Genomic DNA, 24,568 nt, shown 5'->3' on the forward strand with positions numbered 1-24,568 from the left:
CTGACGAATTAACCTTATCAGGAATGAAATTATACCAGGACGATTCGTTTTTTTATTAGGAATATTATTTGCAAACTTCACATTGCATTTACAATAAAACGTGGGGAGAACGTCATGATATTTTATTAAATTATGACGCCGATCATGTTTTTTGTTTGTAGGTAAATGAGAAAAAAAGAAACCTACATAAACATAGTTGTGAACATAAATACTGGCGAATATATTGCGTCTTCAGACGAAGATGAAAGATCGTTCCGGTAGGGGGAGAACGATCTTTGCGACATATCAGGTCTGGCTGAAACCTGTCACTCGCTCACGGCACCAAATACACCTGCGGAACGGCAGTATCCGGGTGCTCACCCATTCTTACCTCCGCGCCGTACCAGCGGCTAATAATTGGCTGCTGAACCACCTCTTGCGGTGTGCCCTGCGCCACCAGCTTCCCCTGATGCAACAGCAGAATGCGATCGGCCCACAGCGCCGCCAGGTTCAGGTCATGCAGCACCACGCAGACGTGCAGCTGGCTGCTGCGGGTCAGGCGCTTGAGCAGGCGCAGAAGGTGCTGCTGGTAATAGAGATCCAGCGCCGACGTAGGCTCATCGAGAAACAGCCAGCCCTCAGGCGCGCCATCGCGCCATAGCTGAGCCAGACAGCGAGCCAATTGAACCCGCTGCTGTTCGCCGCCGGAGAGGGAAGGGTAGCGCCTCCCGGCCAGATGATCGCAGCCGGTTTCCTCCATCACCTGACGGATCATCTCCGCGTTTGGCGTGCTGCCCCATGGCGAACGGCCCATGGCGATCACCGTTTCAATCGGCCAGTCGGCATGAAGCGAGGTGCGTTGCAGCATTACGGCCCGGCGGCGTGAAAGTGCTTCTGCCGACCAGCTCTCCAGCGGACGGCCTTCCACCAAACGTTCGCCGCTATCCGGCGTTAAAAAACCGGTTAACAGGCGCAACAGGGTCGATTTACCCGCGCCGTTGGGGCCAATCAGCGCCGTCATCTCACCGCCGCGCAGCTGGAGAGAGACATCATTAATAATCTGGCGCTTGCCCATGCGCAGCGAAAGCGAACGCGCGCTATAGCGGTTATCCATGCGTTTCTCTCTCCCGACGGAAAATCAACCGCAGGAACCACGGCGCACCGAGGACGCTGGTCAACAGACCAACCGGCATCTCGGCGGGCGCGGCGACGGTGCGCGCCAGCGTATCGGCCAGCAGCAGCAAAATTGCGCCACACAGCAGCGAACCGGGGATCAGACCGCGATGGTCCGGCCCCAGCCACATTCGCATCAGATGTGGTACCACCAGGCCGATAAAACCAATAATGCCGCTGATCGCCACCGCCGACGCCACCAGCAGGGCGCTGCACAGCAGCAATAGCCGCTGCAGCGCACGAACGTTAACGCCGAGGTAATGCGCCTCTTCATCACCCAATTGCAGCAGATTAAGGCGTGAAGCCATCGCCCATATCAAGATAGACGCCGGGATTATCAGCGTGGCCGCCACCAGCAGAGTGGACCACTCCGCCTGGCCGAGGCTGCCCATGCCCCACAGGGAAAGCTGGCGCAATTGGGCATCGTTGCTGATCCACGCCAGCACCCCGACCAGCGCGCTGCAAAGGGCGTTAATCGCGATGCCGACCAGCAGCAGGCGCGAGAGCGAAGCGTCTCCCGCCCGGCTGAGGATAAAAATCACCACCATCACCGCCATACTACCGATAAACGCCGCCAGCATCGGAGCGTACAGCGCCACAAGAACCGGTACTGACAGCGGCAGCACCAGCCAGCAGGCTACCGCCAACGCTGCGCCGCTGCTGATACCTAAAAGCCCTGGGTCAGCGAGCGGATTGCGGAACAGCCCCTGCATCACGCAGCCGGAGAGCGCCAGAGCAGCGCCGACCAGCAGCGCCAGCAGCACCCGCGGCAGGCGAATGGTCAGCCAGATGTTTCTCAGGATCTCATCGCCGGAAGGCAGCAGGCTGGCCAGCGGCAGGCGCATCGCCCCAAGGGTAGTGGCAAGTAGCGTCAGGATGACCAGCAGCAGCGTCATTAACCACAGATGACGAGTAAGTTGGCAACGCATCAGGGCAATTGCTCCGCTTTTTGCCGTAGCGCGAGTACCGCCTGCGGCGTGCGCGGGCCAAAGCCGAGCAGAGCCATATCATCAATAACCTGCACCTGCTTATTGCGCCCTGCGGGCGTCTGCGCCAGTCCCGGTAGCTTCCACAGTCCGGCTTCGCCGCCCATACCTTTCAGGCCATCGGCGGAGATCACCACCAGGTCCGGTCGGCTTGCGATAACGCCTTCCTGGGACATACTGCGATAATGGTCGAAGTCCTGCATCGCATTCTGCAATCCGGCGGCTCGGATGGCTCCATCCGCCGCCGTTTGTTTTCCGGCCACCATGGTGTTCATGCCGCCGTGGCTGAGGATAAACAGCACTCGCTTGTTAATGGGCTGCGAAGGGATTTGCGCGATCTGCTGGTGGAGCTTCTGGCGCAGGGCTTCACCTTCGCTCTGTTTGCCGAGGGCCGCGGCAATCACGCCAATCTTTTTCTCGATTGCCGGAAAGTCGTAGCCGCCCGGAACGTTGACGACGTTAACTTTGTTCTCTTCGACCTTTTTCAGCACCAGAGAAGGCTGCGCCTGGGCGCTGGCCAGCACCAGCGTCGGGCGTAGAGAAAGGATCCCCTCAGCGTTTAGCTGGCGGATATAGCCGACATCCGGCAGGCTCTGCGCGGCGGCAGGCCAGGTGCTGGTGCTGTCTTTCGCCACCAGATGCTGCTGGGCATCAAGCGTATAAACCACTTCCGTGACGTCGCCGCCGAGAGAGACAATCCGCTCGGCGGCGGCGCTGGCAAATAGCGGAAACGCAGTGAGTAATATCAGCCAGCGTTTCATGCTGTCAGCCCTTCGGTGGTCAAACGGTCAACCTGCGCGCGCCACTGCTCCTGCTCCGGGTGGCCTTCGGTACGTTGACCGTACAGCTGGGCAATCTGCGTGCCGTCTTTGGCAAACAGCTCAACGCTGGTGACGTGACCGTCTGAGGTCGGTTTGCGGGTGACCCAAACTTCATCCACGCTATCTTCGCGCAGGTGCAGGGTAAAGGCGGTGTTGAAAATATTCAGCCAGCCGCGCATCGGCGCAACTTTTTCCAGCACGCCGGTGAAGATCTGCACGCAGCCGCGGTTGCCGACAAAAATCATGATCTCGTTGCCATCCTGATGAATAGTATCCAGCAGGCCCGGCAGCGCCTCTTTCTCAAGACGGCAGGCGAGGTCATCGCTGACCAAACGGAACGCCTGCTGGCGCGACAGGTTATATTTTCTCAACAGGCCAAAGAACTGGTGGACATCGGTCATGGCGCGCCATTCGTTTTCCAGCGCCGTGCCGTCGGCAGAATCGGCATATTTCACCGGATCGGCCGGGCGAATGACCAGCGGCGTGGGGGTCTCTTGCGTATGTTCTGCGATCAGCGCATTCCAGGCCGCCATGTCCGTTTTCCCGGTGGTGTATACCTTAAGCAGAGCGTCGCCGTGCGGGTCGAAGAACTGAATGCTCTGGCGGTCGTTATCGGTCAGGCGAAAAGCGCTGGCCCATTGGCTGAGGAACAGGCGCAGGTCGAGGGCGCGTGGGTTGAGCACCAGCCCGGCGTGGCCGCTCAGATGCTGGTGGGTAAATTCGCCGACCTGCTCATGCACCGCGTATTCGTTGCGGCAGATACATTTGGTTTCGCCCACGGCCTCCAGCGCCGCCAGAATGGCGCGCGCATCGTCAATCAGACGTACGGCATCGTGGCCGAGGCGAGCTTCGGTCAGCTCGGCTTCGCTAATCCCCATTTCGGCGGCGATATCGCGGGCGTATTTTGCGGCAGATTGTGCTTTCGTGGTCAGATAGCGTTGCCACAGCGGAGCATGTTGCGGTTGGGTGTTTTGCATAATTCACATCCTTCTCGACGATGAGTATCCCCGGCGCGCGGCCGGGGAGCAGGTTTCTTATTATTTGGCCTATCAGAAATCGACGTTAACGCCTAACTGCCAGGTACGACCCGGCATGACTGACAGCGCTCTGTCGTTGGCATCCTGATTGGTTGCCGTTTCGATATTGCGGCTGCTCAGATAATCCCAGTATTTACGGTCGGTGATGTTGTACACGCCGCCGTTCACGCGCACGTTCTTCGCCACCTGCCAGTAAGCGGTCCAGTCCAGCATGCCGTAGCCCGGAACGCGCATATATTCGCTGGTAGAATCGGTAATCGCCGAGCCGGTGTTGGTGTAGCTTTCGCGGTTGGTGGCGGTCGCGCGTTTGCCCTTAACAAAGGTGGCGGTCAGCGCGGTGCCGTACACTTTGGCCGGATCGTCCCACGCCACGCCGACGATAGCCTTCATTGGCGCGACGCTATCGAGGTCGACGTACTTGTCGCCGCTGTAGCTGGATTTCGATTTCCCTTCGCTATAGCCGTAGGCGAGGGTGGCGCTCAGGCCGTTAACCTCTTCAAACCAGGTGCCAAAATTGAATTTGGCGCTGATTTCGCCGCCGTAGATATAGGCTTTATCGCGGTTTTCCGCCTGGTAGATGGTATAGATGTTCGACGGTACGTTGGTGAACTGAGTTGGGTTATTGGCGCGGGTGTAGCGGGTATAGGCGATAAAGTTCTTGTAGCTGTTGTAGAACAGGGCGGTGCGCATGGTGATGCCTTCGGTGACTTCGCCCTTCATCCCCCACTCGAAGTTATCGCTGGTTTCGGTTTTCAGATCGGTATTACCGATCAGCGCGTACTGTGCGCGTCCGGCGTAGCTGGAGCCGAGGTTCCAGGATCCATACAGCTGGCTGGCGTTCGGGAACTGCGCCCCGCGCTGGTACTGCAGGTAAGTCATCAGGCGCGGAGCGATATCGTACTGGAAGGCCAGCGACGGCAGCGCCTGGGTATCGGAGTTCTTACCGTACAGATTTGAGACGGCAGAACCGGTCAGTACGCTGCTGTTGTTGGCCAGGTCAGAGACGTCCTCCGGCTTAGTCGACTGATGTACTACGCGAATGCCCGGGATGACGGCAAAGTTATGGCTGTCGAGGTCAAAGTTAATCTTGTCCTGCATGAAGCCTGCAACGATATAGCCTCGGCTGTCGGCGTCCGGCTGCATGATTTCGCTAAAGGCGCTCGGGGTTGGAGACTGGGTTAATGGCCGCTGGGTTTTGGTGGTGCTGGCGTTAAAGCCGGCGCTCAGATCGTGGCGGCCAATGGATTTCGCCAGCGCGCTCTGAATACCCCAGGTATCGGTATCGTAGTCGGAGCTTACCGTTTGCATCGCACGGGTGATGCTGTCCGGCATATATGTCCAGTCATGGGACTCAGTATGCTGGTAGTAGACTTTGGTCGAGACGCTGTCGATATAGTCATTCATCGGCGTCCAGTCATCTTTCAGGCTCAGGCCCCAGCGGCGGGTCTGGCTGGTCTGGTTAGAGGTGCCGATAACGCTGTTACCGCTGGAGTCCCAGGCATCGTAATGGGTGTGGTTGGTTTTATGGTAGTAATCGAAGGTGCTGGTCAGCTTATGTTCGTCATTCGGCCGCCAGATCCCGGAGGCTAAAAAGGCGTCGGAGTGCCAGTTAGCCGGGTATGAATCGACGGTCCCGCTGTTATTTTCTGTTTCCTGGCCGTCGCGGCGGCTGTAGACGAAGATCCCGCGCAGGGTTTCGTCACCGCCGGCGACGGTGACGCCGTTGTGCCAGCTGCGGTCTGCTGAGTTGTAGCCGCTGCGGTAGCCGAAGGCGCTGGTTTTGCCCGGATGCAGATAGTCATCTGCGGATTTCGGGCGGAAGGAGACATTGCCGCCGATGGAGCTGTTGGCGGTCTCGGTTGAGGTGGCTCCGGACTGAATATCGATGCTGCCGTACATGTACGGGTCAATATAGTCGCGGCCCATCCCGAAAGTATTGAGGCCCGCGCGGCTGGCGTAGCTGCGCCCGGTGGCGTTCGGCTGAGCGATGCCGTCGACGTCGATACCGACGCGGTTGCTCTCCATGCCGCGAATGTTGTAGCCGGTATAACCGCCCCGGTCGAAGCCGCTTTTGCCGTTGCCGGAACCGCCGCTGGCGCCGATTGCGCTAATCAGCGGTTCGTAGCGCATGATGGAGCCAAAGTCGTTGGCCCCTTTATCCTGCAGTTCCTGAGCGCTGATGGAATGCTCGCTGCCCGCTTTCAGCACGGGGGCTGGCGCGGTCACGGTCATCTGTTCTGAACTATCGTCGGATGATGAATCGTTGGTGGTATCAGCCGCCCCGGCGGAGGTCTGATAGATTGCTGCAAGCAAAGAAGTCACCAGCAGGCTTTTCTTAAACCATGCTGTTGATTGAGTGGAGTTATACATAGTAGCCACGCCTTGATAATTATTAGTATCGGCTCACGCGTTACTTCCAGAGTGCAGGTGTGTCCCGTTATTCCTTTGCGGACGATCGATAATCCATATGTATATGTCGCATTTATTGATTGAGAATGGTAATGATAGGTATTATCGTTTGCAACAAAATAATCATTTATTCCTCAATTAATCTGCAAGTTGTTTACAATTCATCCTTTTACTGACAGCGAGAAACCGATGAGTCACAAAGCCGCTATTACCATTACCTACTGTTCGCAGTGCAACTGGATGCTGCGCGCCAGCTGGATGGCCCAGGAACTACTGCATAGTTTCAGCACTGATATTGGCTCAGTGACCCTGGTACCGGGAACCGGGGGGATCTTCGTGGTGACCGTTGATGATGTGCAAATTTGGGAGCGTAAGCAGGATGGTGGTTTCCCCGATGCGGCGGAGCTGAAGCGTCGGGTCCGCGACGTTTGCTTCCCGGAGAAACCGCTGGGGCACGTGGATAAACCGGCATAATCCTCAAGGAGTATCGGGCTGCATCGTCTCCTTTAAATGTGTATTATTAATGCATCTTTATCGGTGAGGAACAGGCAATGGCGGGCAAACGTATTGCGCGGGAAAAAAAGACCATTAGCAGCATGATTACGCTCTATCAGCGCCGTTGCCCGGATGCCCATGAAGATGCGGAACATTATCAGGCGCTCAACGCCTATGCCGACAAGCGTCTGGATAAGTGCATATTTGGTGAAGAAAAACCGGCCTGTAAGCAGTGCCCGGTGCACTGCTATCAGCCTGCTAAACGCGAAGAAATGAAGCAAATTATGCGCTGGGCGGGGCCGAGGATGCTCTGGCGGCACCCGATTCTGACCATCCGCCACCTGATTGATGATAAACGGCCGGTGCCGGAGTTACCGGAAAAGTACCGACCCAAAAAGTAGCCGTGAGTTCCCCGGAGGCGATGCCCAGCCAGGTGGCCCGGGTAAGGCGCTAGCCGCGACCCGGGGCCTCGCCGGAATCGGCTTGGGTTTGACTATCGCGAACCGATGTACAGACAAACGCGATAATAAATAACAGGGTAAACAACACTACGATGGTTGGCGCAGGAGCGCTATCGAGATAAAACGACAGCCACACGCCGCCCAGCGAACAGCTCACCGCAATCGCCACCGCCAGCAGCAAGGCGCTGACAAACCGCCGCGTCAGCAGTAGCGCGATCGCCCCCGGGGCTATCAGCAGCGAAATCGACAAAATAATCCCCACCGCTTTTAGCGTCGCCACAATGGTCAGCGCAATCATGCACAGCAGCCCGTAATGCAGCAGCCCGCAGCGCAAACCGCTGGCTTTCGCTTGGTTCGGGTCGAAGGCGTGCAGCAGAAAATCGCGCCACTTCAGACCGATAATCAGCGCGATTGCCAGCGCAATCAGCGACGTTTGCACAATGTCGCTGGCGGAAATACCCAGCATGTCGCCAAAAAGAATATGGTCGAGATGCACCTCCGACTGAATCGACACGTACAGCACCAGCCCTGCGCCAAACATCCCGGAAAACACAATCCCCATAATCGTATCGCGCTTGATACGGCTGTTATCGTCGAGATAACCGGTGGCGATGGCGCAGAATAGCCCGGCGATAAACGCGCCGATAGCGAACGGGATGCCAATGATATACGCCACTACCACGCCCGGAAATACCGCGTGACTCATGGCGTCGCCCATCAGCGCCCAGCCTTTTAACACCAAAAATACCGACAGCAGCGCGCAGGGAATGGCAACGATAATCGCCACCAGCATGGCATTAATCATAAAAGAGAACTGGAATGGTTCGAGCAGAACGGTCAGCATGAGGCCTCCCTGGCGCGACGACGGCTGGCGAGCAGCCCGTGCTTCGGCGCGAAAACGAAAGCAACTAAAAACAGCAGCGTCTGGGCCACGACGATAATCCCGCCGGTCGCGCCGTCCAGATAGTAGCTCAGCCACGCGCCGAAAAAGCTGGTCAGGCTACCGATAGCTACGGCAATCGCCAGCAGGCGCGGGAAGCGGTCGGTCAGCAGCCAGGCGGTGGCGCCGGGCGTGACGACCAGGCAAATCACCAGAAATGCGCCGACGGTTTGTAGCGCAGCAACGGTACAGGCTGCCAGCAGGGTAAAAAACAGCAGCTTCAGCCCGGTGGTATTCAGGCCAATCGAGCGGGCATGGTTCTCATCGAAAAAGGTGACCATCAGGTCTTTCCACTTCAGCAACAGAATCGCCATCGAAACAAAACCAATCGCCGCCAGCTGAATAATATCCTCCGGCGCAATGGCCAGAATATTGCCGAGAATAATGGTCTGGATATTCACCGAAGTGGGATTCAGTGACACCATAAACAGGCCGATGCCGAAAAAAGAGGAGAAGATCAGGCCGATAATCGCGTCTTCCTTCAGCTTCGAGCGCTGGTTAAGAAACAGCATGCTGCCTGCCGCCAGCCCGCCGGAAAGAAACGCCCCCAGTGCGAAGGGCAGGCCGAGCATATAAGCGCCCGCCACGCCGGGTACGATGGAGTGGGAGAGGGCATCGCCAATCAGCGACCAGCCCTTGAGCATCAGATAGCAGGAGAGAAATGCGCACACCCCGCCCACCAGCGCCGAAACCCACATCGCGTTGAGCATGTATTGATAACCAAACGGCTCCAGCAGCCAGCTCATCTTTCGCCTCCCGCCGCCCGGCGGCTGATAAACGGGCGCTCATCGTCGGTAATGATCCTCTCTTCCGCGCCGCTCAGTACGACATGGCGCAGCACGCCGCTAAAGGCGAGTTCGAGGTTTTCGGCGGTAAAGGTGGTTTCCGTCGGGCCGCTAGCCAGCACGGTGCCTTTTACCATCACCGTGTAGTCGCAGAACTCGCTTACCGAACCGAGGTTATGGGTGGAAACCAGCATGGTGCAACCTTCGTCGCGCAGCTCCCGCAGCAGGGTGATAATACGGGCTTCGGTCTGCACATCGACGCCGGTAAAGGGTTCATCCAGCAGAATGACTTTCCCCTGCAGGGCGATAGCGCGGGCGAGAAACACGCGTTTTTTCTGCCCGCCGGAGAGTTCGCCTATCTGGCGATGGCGATACTCGCTCATGCCGACTCGCTCCAGCGCGGCGTCGACAATCTCATGGTCACGCGGTTTAGCCCGCCGCAGCCAGCCCATATGGCCGTAGCGTCCCATCATCACCACATCTTCCACCAGCACCGGGAAGGACCAGTCCACCTCTTCAGCCTGTGGAACGTAGGCCACGAGGTTCTGGCGCAGAGCACGGTTAACCGGCTGACCGAGAATGGCGATATCGCCACGGCCCACGCGCACAAAGCCCATCAGCGCTTTAAACAGCGTCGATTTTCCCGAACCGTTCACCCCGACCAGCGCGGCAATGGAGCTGCGCGGGACGCTGAACGAGGCATCGCGCAGGGCGGTATGGCCGTTGCGATAGGTGACGCTAACGTTGTTGACCGCGAGGCCCGGCAGCTCGTGACTCATGCCTGTTTCCTTAGTCCGTCGTTGATACCCTGGACGATGGTTTCGGTGGTGACGCGCAGCAGGTCGAGGTAAGTCGGCACCGGGCCATCGGCGGCACTCAGGGAGTCGACGTACAGGACGCCGCCATAGTGGGCACCCGCTTCCCGTGCTACTTGACGCGCCGGTTTATCGGAGATGGTGCTTTCGCTAAAGATAGTCGGGATACGCTCTTTCTTCATGGTGTCGATGGTTTTGCGCACTTGCTGCGGTGTACCCTGCTGGTCGGCGTTGATCGGCCACAGATAGCGTTCCTGCAGGCCGTTATCGCGGGCCAGATAGGAGAACGCACCTTCGCTAGTCACCAGCCAGCGCTTATCCTGCGGCAGCTTCGCCAGTTCCGCCTTCAGCGGCGCCATGGTCTGGCGAATCTTCTCTTTGTAGGTCTCAGCGTTATGGCGATAGGTATCGGCATTCTCAGGATCGTATTTCGCCAGCGCGTCGCGAATATTATCGACATAGATCAGCGCGTTATCCGCTGACATCCAGGCGTGCGGGTTAGGCTTGCCGTTATACGGGCCATCACTGATGCCCATCGGCTGAATCCCGTTGCTGACCACCACTTCCGGCACGTCGTTCAGGTGCTGATAAAAACGGGCAAACCACAGCTCAAGGTTCAGGCCGTTGGCGAGGATCAACTGTGCTCCCTGCGCACGTTTGATATCCCCGGGCGTCGGCTGATATTCATGAATTTCGGCTCCCGGTTTGGTAATTGAGCTGACGTCGGCGGCGTCACCCGCGACGTTCTGCGCCATATCGGCGATCACGGTGAAGGTGGTGATGACTTTGAATTTGTCTTTAGCCTGCGCCGGGGCGATGGCAAAGAGCGCCAGAGTCGCGGCAAATATCAGGTGCTTCAGAGGTGGCAGATGCAGCATAAGGTCCCTCATAATATTGTGGTTAATTAATCATCATTTATAGCAATTGCTATGTTATATAGCACAAGCTATTTATAAATGAAAATAATTCTTATTTAGATGTGGGGGAAATGATTAGCATGGGAATAAAGCGATATGGGAGGAAAACCCGGTCAGAAGAGAGACCGGAGCAAAGATTAAGATAAATCAGCCACCGACTGGCGTGGGATCAGGCGACCCGTCAGCGTGCGTCCTTCGAATGAGAAGGTAGGGCGCTCGTCGATCAGGCAGCGGATGCGCTGAATGCAGTTTTCCATCAACGGCTCCAGCGGCCAGGATATACAGGTCAGCGGTGGGTTCAGCAGCGAGGCGAGGGGAGAATCCTCAAGGCTTAGCAGCGAGACCTCCTGCGGCACGGCGATGTTGAATTCGCGCAGCAGACGCATCGCTTCCGCAGCGTAGCGGTCGCGTTTAACGATAATCACTGAATATTTGCTGAAGCTATTAATCAGCGTCAGCAGCGCCTGCTCAACGTTATCGTTGGCCGCCAGCATCAGCTGACGGTTAAAGGGGATGGAGTAGTTTTGCAGGACGTTGCGGTAGCCTTCGAGCATCTGGCGGCTGGCGTCATCGCTGTCGTTATCGGTCAGCAGGGCAATATTACGGTGGCCTTTGCCAATCACGTAGCGGCAGGCGCTTTCGGTGGCAAAAGCGTAGTCGTAGCCCTGATTATTGACCCCGGCGATACTGAATCGGTCAAAGGAGATAACGTTGCGCGGCGCATCTGCCGGTACCGCGCCGAGCACCACCACCGCGACGCACTGTCGCTGTAAGTCGTCAACCACCGCTGCTTGTTCAGCCGCATCCGTCACGTACTGCACAATCAGGTTTTTATTCAGCCCCTTCAGCGCGAATGACAACATTGGCAGCAGGCGCGCGCCGCTGCTTTCATCGTTCGCCGGGATCACCAGCCCCACGTGATTGGATGTCTGACTGGCGAGGTTTTGCGCGGCAAAGCTCGGGCGGTAGTTGAGTTCCTCTACCGCGCGCAAAACCGCTTCCCGGCTCTCTTCACGCACGCCCCTGGTGCCGGTCAGCACGCGGGATACCGTCGCTCGGGAGACATTCGCTAATCTTGATACATCATCAATGGTTGGCATGGCATTTTCTGTCTGAATATTTTCGCCTAGCTTAGCATACCTGCTGAAAAAAGTGTCTATCGCCGGCGGCCTTCAGTGCTTGCCAGAACTGGCAATCAGCCCGCGCCACCGCCCGGTTTTCCCTTTCTCTCGTGAGAGGGCCAGGGTAAGAGAGCAACCTTTCACATGCAACCGCCGACTGCTTTTCCCCTCCCCCTTTTGGGGAGAGGGGCTGCCTGTCCCTACGCGTGCAGCGGTCGCGAGCGGTAAATCGCAATCAGCTCGCCGATCAGCTCTTTCGCCAGAATTGAAGTCATCAAATGATCCTGGGCGTGAACCATCACCAGCGTCATTTTGGTCTTTCCCTCGCCTTCGTCGGCTTCAATCAGCTGCGTCTGCACCAGATGCGCCTCGCGGGCAAAATGCGCCGCTTCTTTCATCTTCTCGTCGGCGGCGGCGAAATCGCCCTCTTTAGCGCAGCTCAGCGCTTCGTAGCACAGGCTACGTGACTGCCCGGCGTTGATGATGATACCCATCACTTGTTCTTCTAATTCCATGACAAACCTCTGAATAGTATGAATTATGCGGATTGCGGCGCGCCTTCGGCCTGCGCAACGGCGTTAGCGTGCTCCTGCTCCAGTAGCTGTTTTTCGTAGGCCTTGAGGAATGGCAGATACATCACCATCGCTGTCGCCATACAAATCAGGCACATGATCACCGGGCTAAAGCTCCAGTTCGCTGCCCAGGAGGCACCGATCGGGGCCGGAGTCGTCCACGGCGTCATCGACACCACGCGGCTCACCAGGTCCAGCTTCAGCGCGAAGTACGCCAGCGTTGCGTTGATCATCGGTACCAGCACAAAAGGCAGGAAGAACAGCGGATTCATAATGATTGGCGCGCCGAACAGAATCGGTTCGTTGATGTTAAATACGCCCGGTACCACGCCCATACGGCCAATAGTACGCAGGTGAATGGCCTTGCTGCGCATCAGCATTAGCGCCAGCGGCAGCGTGGAGCCAACGCCGCCAATCAGCAGATAGTGATCCCAAAAACCCTGCACATAGATATGCGGGATCGCGGTCCCTGCGGCCATCGCCGCCTGGTTGATCGACAGGTTGGCCATCCAGAACGGGTTCATAATCCCGGTCACGATCAGCGCTCCGTGGATCCCGGCAAACCACAATACCTGGCACACCAGCACCGACAGCAGGATCGCTGGTAAGGTATCGGAGGCCGCCACCAGCGGTTTCACCAGCGACATGATCGCTTCCGGGATGATCATGCCCAGTTGGGCTTCGATAAACAGGTTCAGCGGGTGCAGCGTCAGTACGATCGCCAACACCGGGATCAGAATTTCGAACGAGCGCGCCACGCCAGCCGGCACTTCTGGCGGCAGACGAATGGTAATGTTGTGACGCTTGAGAAAGGCGTACAGCTCGGTGGAGTAAATCGCCACCAGAATGGCGGTGAAGATCCCCTGACCGGAGAAATAGGCGGTGGAGATCTGACCATCCTTCAGCGGCGCGGCCACCAGCAGAAACGACATCAGCGACAGCATTCCGGCGGTTAGCGAGTCCAGATTGTGGTGCTTCGCCAGGCTCGCGGCGATCCCGACGGCGATAAACAGCGTCATCACCCCCATGCTGAAGTTAAACGGCAGCATCAGCGCGTCGCGATGATCGAGAGAAAATTGCAGCCAGGCGCGGGCAAAGCCCCAGCTGGTATCCGGGGAAAACGGCGGGAAGATAAACACCAGCAAAAACGAGCCGACGATCATAAAGGGCAGGGCGGTAATGAAGCCGTCGCGGATCGAAGTGACATATTTTTGCTGGCCGATCGCACCCGCCATGGGCGTGATCTTCTGTTCAATCACGGTGATCAACTTAGCGTACAGAGAGCTCATGATCTTTCCTTAGTTTTTGTTATCGATAAGGGAAAGCGCGAAATCCAGTACGGCACCGCCTTTTTGCATGCCGTAATCCATCATGTTGATGGGTTCCACGCGGATCCCGTATTTATCAGCTTGTTTTTGCAGATCTTTCTGCATGTATTTCACCTGCGGTCCCAGCAGCACCACCTGGTAATTTCCCACCTGCTGATCGAATTCCGCGACGCCAAAGGCGTTGATCTCTACCGGCAGCCCGCGCTGCTCGGCTTCGGCGACCATTTTTTTCACCAGCAGGCTGGTGGACATGCCCGCAGAACAACACAACATTATCTTTTTCATAAACCGCTCCTGATGAGTTGGATGTGCCGACTATAGTCATAATGGATATAAAACGGAAAGCGCTTTCCGTTCGTGGATTTATTTATTGTGACCACGATCACCTATGGCGGGCTTTTACTTTACTCAGGAGTGCGCGATCATCCCGGCGATAAAACTATTCCTATAAGGCAGGACTATGAACATTCAGTTGATGAATGTTGTCGTCGATATCATCGAACAGCGGCTGGCGCCGCTGGCCAACGTTCTGACGCGCAATAACCACATTACGGCGATGCGCGACAGCTTTGCGCTGGCGATGCCGTTTGTGATTGTCGGAAGTTTGCTGGTGCCGATTTTGTTTCCGCCCGTTTCCATTGATGGCGCATCGGCTTTCGGCCAGTTCTATCTCCAGCTGCGGCCCATTCTGCTGCCGACCTTTGAACTCACCATCGGGCTGGTGGCGCTGATTGTGGCCTTTGGCGCCAGCGCCAGCCTCGCCAAGCAGTACCGACTGCCGGAGCGGCTCTGCGGGTTAACTGGCTGTCTGGCGTTTTTGCTGTTTATCGGCTTTCGCGATAACGGGGCGACCAATATTTTTCTCGGTGGGATGGGGATTTTTACCGCGCTGATTTCAAGCACCTACTCGATTGAAATTATCCGTTTTTTCTACAAGAAGGGTTGGTGTATCCGCCTGCCGGAAGAGGTGCCGGTGATGACCCGCAATGGTTTCCAACTGCTGATCCCGCTGCTGGTGGTGATGTTATCTATCAGCGTTATCAATGCGTTGCTGCTACAGAGCACCGGGCGCATTTTGCCGGAGCTGATTAGCGAAGCGGTACGCCCGTTGGTGGTGGCCTCAGATACCTTAACGGCAGTGCTGATTTCATTATTTATCTGTAACTTACTATGGTTTGTCGGGATTCACGGCGCGCTGATTATCACCGGGATTATGAACCCGTTCTGGATGACCTATCTGTTTGAAAACCAGCAAGCGCTGGCCGCCGGTTCCGCCACGCTACCGCATATCTACCTCCAGGGATTCTGGGATTTTTACTTGCTGATTGGCGGTATCGGTTCCACCCTGCCGCTGGTCTTTATGGCGATGCGCAGCCGTTCGCGGCAGCTAAAAAGCGTGGGAAAAATTGGCCTGCTGCCTTCTCTTTTTAATATCAACGAGCCGATTTTATTTGGTTTCCCCATCATCATGAACCCGGTTTTCCTGCTGCCGTTTATCTTTGTGCCGCTGATAAATGCCTGTATCGCCTGGTATTTAACTCAGCTTGGGATTCTCGACCGGGCGGTGGCGATGCTGCCGTGGTCGATGCCGTCGCCGCTCGGTGCGGCCTGGTCAGCCAACGGTAGCTGGAAAAATTTATGTATGTGCCTGTTCGCTATTTTTAACGCATGGATGCTCTATCGCCCGTTCTTCAAAGTCTACGAACGCCAGCTTGCCGACGCCGAACGCTAAGCTTTTCCCCTGCCTGAATCGGCCCGCCGCGTGCGGGCTTTTTTATTTCCACCTGGTTATGTGAACTTCATCACGAATATTTGCTATCTATCGTCAAATTTGTGAACTCATCCGGCAATTACGGAAAGCGCTTTCCGTTAGCGGATGTACATTTCCGTTTTTGATCCGTAAATTTCCTTCCGTTCTCAGGCAGTGTTAATAAAAAATAACCAAGGAAAAAAAATGATCAGGCTAAATCATTCAATACCTCTGTCTTTACTCGCCCTCATGGTGATGAGCGACTGCGCCAGCGCCGAGCAGAAATACGATTTTATGCTCCATGGCTATATCCGTTCGGGGATCCTCGCTAACTCTGATGGCAACCGCGCCGACTCCGTTGGCCTGATGCCGGACGGCAAATGGCGTCTGGGCAACGAAGAAGATACCAAGATCGAACTGATCCCGACGGTGACGTTAACGTCGGACAGCGGCGTGGTGGCGAAAGTCCAGGCCAACATTACCCACCAGTCAAAATGTACCTCCGACTGGAACTGTCAGGATGATGATGGGCATGATGTTCAGTTCCGCGAAGGCTTTGCCGAGCTGTCGAACCTCGACTTCGCCCCGGAAATGACCTTCTGGGCCGGTAAGCGCTACAGCAGCTCCAACACCTCCAGCCATCAGTTCGACTGGGAGTACATTCAGTACAACGGTACCGGCGGCGGCTTCGACAATATGGATCTCGGCTTCGCCCGCTTTGACGCCGGGGTTTACGCTTTCTCACCGACCGACGAAACCAAAGCCTACCCGGTTGATAAAGGCGATCAGGGCTACCCGGATGACTACTCGCTCAACCTGTGGCTGAAAAAGATCGGCGGCACCGGCTTCGATCTGGAGCTGATTGGTCACCACATGAACCGCAACGAGAATCACCCGACCTCGGCGGAAAAGGGCTACGGCGTGACCGGGGTCTACAACTTTGACGGTTTTTACGGCCTGACCGGCGGCTACTCTCGCGTGGTCTTCCAGTACGGGCGCGGCCTGGCGGCAGGGGACTCGCTGGGTAAAAACGGCTGGGGATGGGCTAACCTCGAAGACACCCAGTCCTGGCGCGTGGTACTGGATAATATGGCCTCTCTGGGCGACTGGGAAATCTCGACTTTTGCCTACTATCAGAAAGATAAAAACTATCGCTGGTGGACGGAAGATGCCGACGGCTGGGGACGCACCAGCTGGGTTGCCGGGATCCGCCCGTACCAGCAGATCACTAAAAACTTCGCCATGCAGTATGAGCTGGGCTACGAATATCTCGACGATAAAAACTACAAAGGCGTGGACGGCAAAGGCAAAGGCGGCCTGACTAAAATCACCGTTGCGCCGACCCTGACCTTTGACTCCGGCTTCTGGACTCGCCCACAACTGCGCTTCTTCGTTACCTACGCCAAGTGGGACAAAGGTGTCTCCGATGCTCTGGACGGCAACTACGACTGGAGCACCAACACCATTTCCGCAGGCGGCTACTCGCGCAGCGGCGACACCGACACGCTGAACTTTGGCGTGCAGGCCGAAGTCTGGTTCTAAGGAGAGATAACGATGATCAAGCTGGTAAAAAAACTGATGCTCGTGGCGCTGCTTTCGGCGCTGGGAAGCGCAGGGGCGATGGGCGCAGAGCAGTCGCACTTTGAACACTTTATTACCCGCGACGGCGCAACGCTAAAAGATGGCGACAAGGTCTTCCGCTTTGCGGGCATCCACGCGCCGGAGCTGCACCGTATTGAAGACGATGCGCGCGGCACCTGCAAAGCCGATTCGCGCGGCTGGGGGCAATACTTTCGCTGGCCGACGGCGGACGAACAGGAAAACTGGATTAAGGCGCAGGTGCAAACCGGAGCCAAAGCGCAGCGGGTGTATGTGCTCTCGGTGCAGCAGGAGTTTGACCAGGCCTGCGCTCGCGAAACCCATATCCTGGCTCCGGAAAGCGCCGACGGTATGCCACGCCTCAACGAAAAGGCGATGCGGGTTTACGACAATATGATCGCCGAGGCGGACAAACAGGGACTGCGCCTGATCCTGCCGTTTATCGATCACTGGTGGTGGTGGGGCGGCCGCGAGCAGCTGGCGGCGTTCTATCATGAGAAGCCAGAGGATTTTTATCGGACCGACAGCAAAACCTTCAAGGCCTATCTCGACGTGATTCGCCAGGTTATCACCCGCACCAACAGCGTGACCGGTCGTCCGTATTATGACGAAAAAGCGATCATGGCCTGGGAGACCGGCAACGAGCTGGAGGACACCAATGCCGCGTTCCTTCAGCAGACCGCCGCGTGGATCAAAAAGTGGGCGCCGCATCAGCTGGTGATTGATGGCACCTATAAGAAAATCAATGCGTTTGCGCTCAACGATCCGAATGTCGATATCGTCAGCAACCACTACTACACCAATGCCGATAACAACCATCCCGATCAGGTAAAAAAAGATCTGACGGCGGCTGCGGGTAAGAAAGTGTACATGGTGGGCGAATTTGGTCTGCTGGACGCGAAGCAGCTCAACGCCATTATGCAGTCGATCGTGCATAGCGAAGTCAACGGCGCGCAGGCGGCGGGCGGGCTGATTTGGGGCTTCCGTGGCCATCGTCACGACGGCGGCTTCTACTGGCATAAAGAGTCCACGGGTCACTACAGCTACCACTTGCCGGGCTTTCCGGTAGAGGGTAAAGCCAACCAGGAAATAGACGTGGTTGACCTGGTGCGGACCGCAGCGGCGCAGATGAGCGGGCAGGAGAAAGCGCCGCCGCTGCCGAAGCCGGACGCGCCGAAGCTGCGGGCGACGGATTCACCGTTTGCCATCAACTGGCTGGGGGCGGCGGTAGGACGCGCCTATGACGTGGAGCGCGCTGATTCGGCAAAAGGGCCGTGGAAAGTGGTGGGGCGCGATATTTCAGACGGCGTTAACGAGTGGAACCCGCAAACGATGGATCTGTTCCGCGATGACTATCGCAGCCTGCGGCTGGGGAATACGTACTATTACCGCGTCATTGCCAAAAACGAGAGCGGTAGTTCGGTGCCTTCGAACGTGATTAGCGTCAAGCACACCCAGCAGAATCAGGCTCCGGTGGTAACGCTGGTCGATAAGCTCACCACGACTCAGGATCAGGGCGTGCAATTAACCGCGAGCTGGCGCGATGACGCGCTACCGGACCGTAACGTGAAGGTGGGCTGGAACAACGGCGGCAACGCGCAGGCCCATTTTTGTGCCACGGATAAAGCCGAAACCCGCGCCTGGTTTAGCGCGCCCGGTGAATATGACCTGACCTTTACAGCCGATGACGGCCTGCTCAAAAGCAGCAAAACCGTCAAGGTGACGGTGACGCAAGCCGTTGGTAAAGCGCCTGCCGATTACTGCCGCTTTGGCGGCGGGGTGTTTAACGTTAGCCTGGGCAAGATTGAGGCGGCTAAAAGCGAGAAAGACGCGCTGACGATGGGCGATGACGGTTTCCTCGGGCCGTTTGCCAACGATGGCGATAAGGTGAGCTGGCAGGTTGCCGCGCCGTGGGCTGGAAAGTATCAGCTGCGGGTGACGTTCAACGGCAAATGGGGCGGTAAGAAAAACTCGTTTATCGTTAACGGCGGCGCGCCAATCGCGGTGGAATTCCCGCAGACCGATGAGCAGGGCCAGCAGCTGCTGGTGCCCGTTGAGCTGAAGGCCGGTGATAACCGCGTCGACTTCGGTAAATTCGCCGGTGACTGGGGCTATATGTTTATCAAGTCAATTGAAGTGGTTGCAGAGTAGTGCTTATTGGCTGCGCTCGTTGGGTGCAGCCTTTTTTAACTTACAGGAGGCGTTATGACCCGGTATCAGTTTCCGGAAGGCTTTTTTTGGGGCGCGGCGGCATCAGGCCCGCAAACGGAGGGCATAAGCAACAAGCCGCACCGTTCGATTTGGGATAGCTGGTTTGCCGAGCAGCCGGAGCGTTTTTATCAGCAGATTGGGCCGCAAACCGTCTGCGACACTTATCATCAATATCCGCAGGACGTGGCGTTGATGAAGCAGACCGGCTTCAACTCCTTTCGGACATCGATTCAATGGTCGCGGCTCATTGATGATTTCGAAACCGGCGCGCCCAATGCGGACGCGGTGCGTTTCTATAACGATTACCTGGATGAAATGATTGAAAACGGCATTGAGCCGATGATCAACCTCTATCACTTTGACATGCCTGAAGCCCTGCAAAAGCAGTACGGTGGGTTTGAGTCGGCGCATGTGACGGACCTTTTCGCCCGTTTTGCCCGCACCGCCTTCGCGCTGTTTGGCCACAAGGTGAAATACTGGATTACCTTCAACGAGCCGATTGTGCCGGTTGAGGGCGGCTATCTGTATGATTTCCACTACCCGTGTAAAAAAGACGGCAAGCTGGCGGCGCAGGTGGCGTTCAACATTATGCTGGCCCACGCCAAAGCCGTCCGCGAGTTTCGCGCGTTGGCGCTGGAGAGCGAGATTGGCGTGGTGCTGAACCTGACGCCGTCCTATACCCGCAACGACAGCGCGGAGGACAAAAAGGCGGCGTGGTATGCGGATCTGTTTTTTAACCGCAGCTTCCTCGACCCACTGGTGAAGCATCAGTTCCCGAAAGAGTTGTGCGAAATTCTGGCCGCTCACGATTGCCTGCCGGAGGTAACAAAAGCCGACGTTGAGCTGATAACCGGCTCGCACGTCGATTTTCTTGGCGTCAACTACTACGTGCCGCGGCGGGTGAAGGTGCGTGAAAGCGACTATGCGCTGGACTATTTCACGCCGGAGTTTTACTTCGAAAACTACGTGAATCCAGAAGGGCGCTTTAACCCGTATCGTGATAACAATGAAATTCTGCCGCAGGCGATTTACGACATTGCCGCGAATATTCGCGATAACTACAGCAATATAAAGTGGTTCCTCGCCGAAATTGGTATCGCGATGGATATTGAGTCGGAAGGCGAACCGGGTGAAGACGGAGTGATTGATGATTCGTTCCGTATCAGCCTGATGGAAGAGCATTTAGTGCAGCTGCATCGCGCCATTGCTGACGGTGCCAACTGCTTTGGCGTGCATCAATGGACCTTCATCGATAACTGGTCGTGGATTAACTCGTTCAAGCGGCGCTACGGTTTCTGGCGGCTCAACCTGCAAACCGGAGAGCGGCAGATAAAACGCAACGCGCTGTGGTTTGCCGAACTGGCGACCAGCAACGGCTTTAGCTGCGATAAATAGCACCGCAAAATCCCCCGGAGGCGACGCTTGACGCGCCTGTCCGGGCTACCTGATGGTGCACCCCCGTAGCCCGGACAGATGCGCAGCATCGCCTCCGGGAAGTCGTACCCACCAGGGCTACGGGTTCACCACCGTCTGCGGACAGGTAGCCGGGGATTAATCACGCGACTTTTTCATCTCCGGCAGCGAGGCAATCCAGTTCATTGCCAGCTGCGGCCATTCTGCGGCGGGCAGGCCTTTAGCTCCACGAATCCCAAACCCGTGCTTGCCCACGGCGAACAGATGCAGCTCCGTCGGCACGTTATGAGCGCGCAGAGCGTTGAACATCACCAGCGAGTTATCCACCGGTACCGAAGGATCGTCTACCGCGTGCAGAATAAAGGTTGGTGGCGTCACGGAAGCCACGTTTTGCTCCGGTGAATAACGACGCTGCTGCTCCGCCGTTGGCGCATCACCAATCAGCGCTTTACGCGAACCGGGGTGGGCGATTGCCGGAACCATAGAAATCACCGGATAGCCGAGTACCACAAAGTCCGGTCGCGCGCTCTGCTGGTCGATAGTATCCACAGCGCTGTAGACCTGCTCATCGTAGCGGGTCTCCAGACTGGCGGCCACATGCCCCCCGGCAGAAAAACCCATGATGCCGATTTTCTGCGGGTCAATATGCCACTCAGCGGCATGCGCCCGCAGGCTACGCAGCGCACGCTGCGCATCGGCCAGCGGCGCATCGCTGCCTTCCGCATGACCATCCCCCGGCATCCGGTAGGTCATAACAAACAAGGTATAGCCCTGCGCGTTAAACACCGGGGCGAGATCGCTGCCCTCTTTATCCAGCACCACCCGTTGATAAGAACCGCCTGGCGTCACCAGCAGCGCGATACCGTTGGGTTTCTCCGGCGTATAAACGGTGATTTGCGGGGCGCGAATACCGGTTACCGCACGGTCGGGCAAAGTGGGGTCTTTGCTACGCTCCACAAGTGACTCGCTTGCCGGGCTATTTTTCGCCCCGGGAGCTTCACCGCCGGGCCAGACTGAAAAGGTGGGCAGGGCCGCGAAGGCGACCGGAGAAGATAAAAGCAGAGTGATAGTCGCCGCCAGAGGTAAACGCGTCATAAGCATCTCCATGAGGAAAAAGCTTATTTATCATTGATTAGCGGCGGGTAACGCGAGTTGTCTCACAGAACGCTGTTTCATTTAAATCGAAATGAAACAGCATTTTGGATGTGACTTAAGCGCGGGTGGCGATAAGAATGGCGGAAGCCTTAACGAGCGCAATCACGCGGCTGCCCTGTGCCAGCTTCATCTCTTCCTGGCTTTCATTGGTGACGACAGCAATGATTTCAAAGCCCGCGTCGGCCTGAATATGCACGGTGGCGTTAACCGCGCCTTCAGTTACTCGGGTCACGCTACCGGCAAACTGGTTGCGGGCGGAGAACTTCAGACCGCAATCTTCCGTCGCCAGCGTGACCCACGGCGCTTTAATCAGCGCAATGGCTTCTTTACCGGTCGCCAGACCCAGCGCTTCCTTACTGCTGTGGGTAACGATTGCCACCAGCTTTGCGCCGCCCGCTAACGTCAGTTCGATTTCATCGTTGACCGCGCCGGTTGCGACTGCGCTGACCGTGCCGGTGAGTTGGTTACGTGCTGATACCGCCATAATGCCTCCATTCAATGTGTTATTAATGACTCCAATGGTTATAGCAGATCGTCTTTGTTGATGCCCAGCCGTTTCATTCTTGAAAGCAATGTTGTGCGCTTTAACCCCAGGCGCTGGGCCGCGCCTTTCGGCCCGGCGACCACGCCATTGCTCTCTTTCAGTACCCGGATAATCAGCTGGTATTCATCCTCGCCTTCTTCCGGCAGCACTTCTGCGGCCAGCGGTTCCTGCTCGATACTCATTTCCGGCAGTGATAGTTGCAGCACGCTGCCGCGGGTCAGCAGCACCGCACGCTCAATGACGTTCTCCAGTTCGCGCACGTTACCCGGCCACTCCATGCGGCTGAGGGTGCGCAGGGTTTCTGCCGGAATGCTGTCAATATTACGTCCCAGACGACGGGCGATTTTAAAAGTGAAAGCTTTTACCAGCAGCGGGATATCGTCCGGGCGCTCGCGCAGCGGCGGCAGGTGGATCGGGAAGACGTTCAGGCGGTAGTAGAGATCGCTACGGAATTCGCGATCGGCGACCATTTGCTTAAGATCGCGGTTGGTCGCGGCTATCAGGCGCACGTCGGTGTGAATCAGCTTATTGCTACCGAGGCGCTCGAACTCCTGCTCCTGCAACACGCGCAGCAGCTTCGGCTGCAGCTCTACCGGCATGTCGCCCACTTCATCAAGGAACAGCGAACTTTTATCCGCCAGTTCGAAACGGCCGATGCGCTGGGCGCTGGCGCCGGTGAAGGCACCGCGTTCGTGACCAAAGAGGTCGCTTTCCAGCAGCCCGGCGGGCATAGCGGCGCAGTTCATTTTGACCATCCGGCGGCTGTTGCGCCCGCTGAGGTTATGAATGGCGCGGGCAATCAGTTCTTTGCCGGTGCCGGTTTCGCCGAGGATCAGCACCGTACTGTCGCTGTGCGCCACCATTTCGACCTGCTTGAGCACGCTGTTCATCGCTTCGCTGCGCCCGATGATTTCACCAAACTCGCTTTCAACGTTATTGAGCTGTTCGGTCAGGGCGAGGTTTTCATCGACCAGACGCTCCTTCAGACGCTGGATCTCGCGGTATGCGAGGGCGTTATCGACGGCAATCGACACGCGCTCGGCGATTTGCCGCAGCAGCTTAAGGTTGGTGGTGGTGAAAACCTTTTCATCGCACTGCGCCAGCTTCAGCACGCCAAGCAGGGTATTGCCGGACATCAACGGCAGCAGGCACAGGGTCTGAATTTTGTTATCCCACATCTCGAAGAGCATTTTTTCGTAAGGTGCCAGCGAGTCGTGTTCGTGCAGGTTAAGCAGCAGCATCTCTTTGCTTTTGAACACTCGCTCGGTCAGGGTTCCGGCTTCGTCCACTTCGCTCTGGTCGTGCACCGGATGGCTGGCGTCGAGATAGTGGGTGGAGTAGATATTGAGCTTGCCTTTGCGGTTGCTGCGCAGCACCACGCTGATGGCGTCAATGCGGAAGTAGCGGTGGATCTCTTTTGCCACTTCGCTGACCAGTTCGTCAATATCCAGCCGCGAGAGTACAGCGTTAGTGATGGCGACCAGAATACGGAAATTATCGCGCTCGTGACACAGCAGATCGTAATCGACGTTATTGCTGACCCGGCTCTGGATCTGCTCGGTCACCACGGCGATAATTTGCGTAAAGGTATGCAGTCGCTGGTACTCTTTTTCCTTCCACGGACGGTTGTCATCACGAATAAACTCGCAGCCGCCGAAGATGCGGCCTTCTGCCGCCAGCGGTAGCAGGCAGTAGTAGCCAAACGCGGGATAGAGTCCGCTGACGGAGAGCTGTGGCCAGGTTTCGGCAAAGGTTGTGCTATCACAATGCAGCGCGTCCGGGCGCGACAGCAGGCGTCGAACCGGGCCGTTGGCGAGGACGGTTTCATCTTCGTAGCTGACCGGATGCCCGGCGTCGTCGCAGGCGTGGCGGACCGCGCGGTGGTTGCCGGAATGCCACAGAATAATCGCCGCCCGGTCGGCGAGCGCGGACTGCTGTACCAGGCGGGTCAGCGTTTCGCTCAGCGCGGCCAGGTCCGGCTGCTGTAATAAAATACGGGTGATATCAAACAGACCTTGCTGCCCAAGATCGCCCATCGGTGTATACGACATTGCTTA

At 57.0% G+C, this 24,568-nt stretch carries 22 protein-coding genes; 6 read left to right on the forward strand and 16 right to left on the reverse strand.

The annotated features are described in order from the left end of the window. Positions 1–313: 313 nt before the first annotated feature. The 5 genes from QVF11_RS15530 to QVF11_RS15550 form a co-directional block, all read right to left on the reverse strand. On the reverse strand, positions 314–1,093 hold the full coding sequence (locus QVF11_RS15530; protein ID WP_287858102.1) for a heme ABC transporter ATP-binding protein: 780 nt from the start codon (positions 1,091–1,093) through the stop codon (positions 314–316). Continuing rightward, positions 1,086–2,081, reverse strand: coding sequence for a FecCD family ABC transporter permease (locus QVF11_RS15535; RefSeq protein WP_287858104.1), 996 nt, complete (start codon positions 2,079–2,081; stop codon positions 1,086–1,088). Before QVF11_RS15535 ends, QVF11_RS15530 begins: the two co-directional genes overlap by 8 nt. Further along, a complete protein-coding gene (locus tag QVF11_RS15540) occupies positions 2,081–2,899 on the reverse strand; it encodes a heme/hemin ABC transporter substrate-binding protein (protein ID WP_287858106.1) in 819 nt (272 codons plus the stop codon). Before QVF11_RS15540 ends, QVF11_RS15535 begins: the two co-directional genes overlap by 1 nt. Continuing rightward, positions 2,896–3,936 (reverse strand): hemin-degrading factor, encoded by a 1,041-nt coding sequence (locus QVF11_RS15545; protein ID WP_287858108.1) that lies wholly within the window; start codon positions 3,934–3,936, stop codon positions 2,896–2,898. The genes QVF11_RS15540 and QVF11_RS15545 overlap by 4 nt, the downstream gene beginning before the upstream one ends. Positions 3,937–4,008: 72 nt before the next feature. Beyond that, complete coding sequence (locus QVF11_RS15550) at positions 4,009–6,366, reverse strand: TonB-dependent receptor domain-containing protein (protein ID WP_287858110.1); 2,358 nt, start codon at positions 6,364–6,366, stop codon at positions 4,009–4,011. A gap of 228 nt (positions 6,367–6,594) precedes the next feature. Between QVF11_RS15550 and QVF11_RS15555 the strand changes: the two genes are divergently transcribed. Both QVF11_RS15555 and QVF11_RS15560 read left to right on the forward strand, forming a co-directional pair. Next, entirely contained in the window at positions 6,595–6,879 is a 285-nt protein-coding gene (locus QVF11_RS15555) for an Rdx family protein (RefSeq protein ID WP_110275799.1), read from the forward strand. A gap of 77 nt (positions 6,880–6,956) precedes the next feature. Beyond that, positions 6,957–7,301, forward strand: coding sequence for a nitrous oxide-stimulated promoter family protein (locus QVF11_RS15560; RefSeq protein ID WP_110275798.1), 345 nt, complete (start codon positions 6,957–6,959; stop codon positions 7,299–7,301). 49 nt (positions 7,302–7,350) lie between these two features. On the opposite strand, the gene sitD is transcribed toward QVF11_RS15560, so the two are convergent. From sitD to QVF11_RS15600, 8 genes are all read right to left on the reverse strand, one after another. Next, positions 7,351–8,205: an iron/manganese ABC transporter permease subunit SitD gene (gene sitD, locus QVF11_RS15565; RefSeq protein WP_287858112.1), complete on the reverse strand. Its 855-nt coding sequence runs from the start codon at positions 8,203–8,205 to the stop codon at positions 7,351–7,353. Continuing rightward, positions 8,199–9,047, reverse strand: coding sequence for an iron/manganese ABC transporter permease subunit SitC (gene sitC, locus QVF11_RS15570; RefSeq protein WP_110275796.1), 849 nt, complete (start codon positions 9,045–9,047; stop codon positions 8,199–8,201). Before sitC ends, sitD begins: the two co-directional genes overlap by 7 nt. Beyond that, a complete protein-coding gene (locus QVF11_RS15575; protein WP_287858115.1) occupies positions 9,044–9,865 on the reverse strand; it encodes a manganese/iron ABC transporter ATP-binding protein in 822 nt (273 codons plus the stop codon). The genes sitC and QVF11_RS15575 overlap by 4 nt, the downstream gene beginning before the upstream one ends. Beyond that, positions 9,862–10,779 (reverse strand): metal ABC transporter substrate-binding protein, encoded by a 918-nt coding sequence (locus QVF11_RS15580; protein WP_287858117.1) that lies wholly within the window; start codon positions 10,777–10,779, stop codon positions 9,862–9,864. The genes QVF11_RS15575 and QVF11_RS15580 overlap by 4 nt, the downstream gene beginning before the upstream one ends. 176 nt (positions 10,780–10,955) lie before the next feature. Beyond that, positions 10,956–11,918, reverse strand: a complete 963-nt coding sequence (locus tag QVF11_RS15585; RefSeq protein WP_112213801.1) for a LacI family DNA-binding transcriptional regulator — start codon at positions 11,916–11,918, stop codon at positions 10,956–10,958. Between the two features lie 221 nt (positions 11,919–12,139). Next, a complete protein-coding gene (locus QVF11_RS15590) occupies positions 12,140–12,454 on the reverse strand; it encodes a PTS lactose/cellobiose transporter subunit IIA (RefSeq protein ID WP_110275792.1) in 315 nt (104 codons plus the stop codon). A gap of 23 nt (positions 12,455–12,477) precedes the next feature. Beyond that, positions 12,478–13,800: a PTS sugar transporter subunit IIC gene (locus QVF11_RS15595; protein ID WP_287858120.1), complete on the reverse strand. Its 1,323-nt coding sequence runs from the start codon at positions 13,798–13,800 to the stop codon at positions 12,478–12,480. A gap of 9 nt (positions 13,801–13,809) precedes the next feature. Beyond that, the gene (locus QVF11_RS15600) at positions 13,810–14,124 is read right to left on the reverse strand and encodes a PTS sugar transporter subunit IIB (protein ID WP_110275790.1); all 315 of its coding nucleotides are present in this window, start codon (positions 14,122–14,124) and stop codon (positions 13,810–13,812) included. A gap of 175 nt (positions 14,125–14,299) precedes the next feature. Here QVF11_RS15600 and QVF11_RS15605 point away from each other — a divergent pair, with 175 nt between their 5' ends. The 4 genes from QVF11_RS15605 to QVF11_RS15620 all read left to right on the forward strand — a co-directional run bounded on the left by QVF11_RS15605 (position 14,300) and on the right by QVF11_RS15620 (position 20,794). Continuing rightward, positions 14,300–15,571 carry a PTS sugar transporter subunit IIC gene (locus QVF11_RS15605; RefSeq protein WP_139539519.1) on the forward strand — a complete coding sequence of 424 codons (1,272 nt, stop codon included), beginning with the start codon at positions 14,300–14,302 and terminating at the stop codon, positions 15,569–15,571. A 222-nt stretch (positions 15,572–15,793) separates the two neighbouring features. Next, complete coding sequence (locus QVF11_RS15610; protein WP_112213798.1) at positions 15,794–17,131, forward strand: maltoporin; 1,338 nt, start codon at positions 15,794–15,796, stop codon at positions 17,129–17,131. A gap of 15 nt (positions 17,132–17,146) precedes the next feature. Continuing rightward, a complete protein-coding gene (locus QVF11_RS15615; RefSeq protein ID WP_287858176.1) occupies positions 17,147–19,339 on the forward strand; it encodes a CBM35 domain-containing protein in 2,193 nt (730 codons plus the stop codon). A 54-nt stretch (positions 19,340–19,393) separates the two neighbouring features. Beyond that, complete coding sequence (locus QVF11_RS15620) at positions 19,394–20,794, forward strand: glycoside hydrolase family 1 protein (RefSeq protein ID WP_287858125.1); 1,401 nt, start codon at positions 19,394–19,396, stop codon at positions 20,792–20,794. A gap of 156 nt (positions 20,795–20,950) precedes the next feature. Here the strand turns inward: QVF11_RS15620 and QVF11_RS15625 are convergent, their stop codons facing one another. The 3 genes from QVF11_RS15625 to flhA form a co-directional block, all read right to left on the reverse strand. Continuing rightward, entirely contained in the window at positions 20,951–21,907 is a 957-nt protein-coding gene (locus QVF11_RS15625) for an alpha/beta hydrolase (RefSeq protein WP_287858127.1), read from the reverse strand. A gap of 115 nt (positions 21,908–22,022) precedes the next feature. Further along, positions 22,023–22,451 carry a TOBE domain-containing protein gene (locus QVF11_RS15630; RefSeq protein ID WP_112213794.1) on the reverse strand — a complete coding sequence of 143 codons (429 nt, stop codon included), beginning with the start codon at positions 22,449–22,451 and terminating at the stop codon, positions 22,023–22,025. A gap of 38 nt (positions 22,452–22,489) precedes the next feature. Beyond that, positions 22,490–24,562, reverse strand: a complete 2,073-nt coding sequence (gene flhA / locus QVF11_RS15635) for a formate hydrogenlyase transcriptional activator FlhA (protein WP_287858128.1) — start codon at positions 24,560–24,562, stop codon at positions 22,490–22,492. Positions 24,563–24,568: the final 6 nt, after the last annotated feature.

Origin of the sequence: Klebsiella sp. (assembly GCF_027492335.1) — a bacterium.
Lineage (GTDB): Bacteria > Pseudomonadota > Gammaproteobacteria > Enterobacterales > Enterobacteriaceae > Klebsiella > Klebsiella huaxiensis.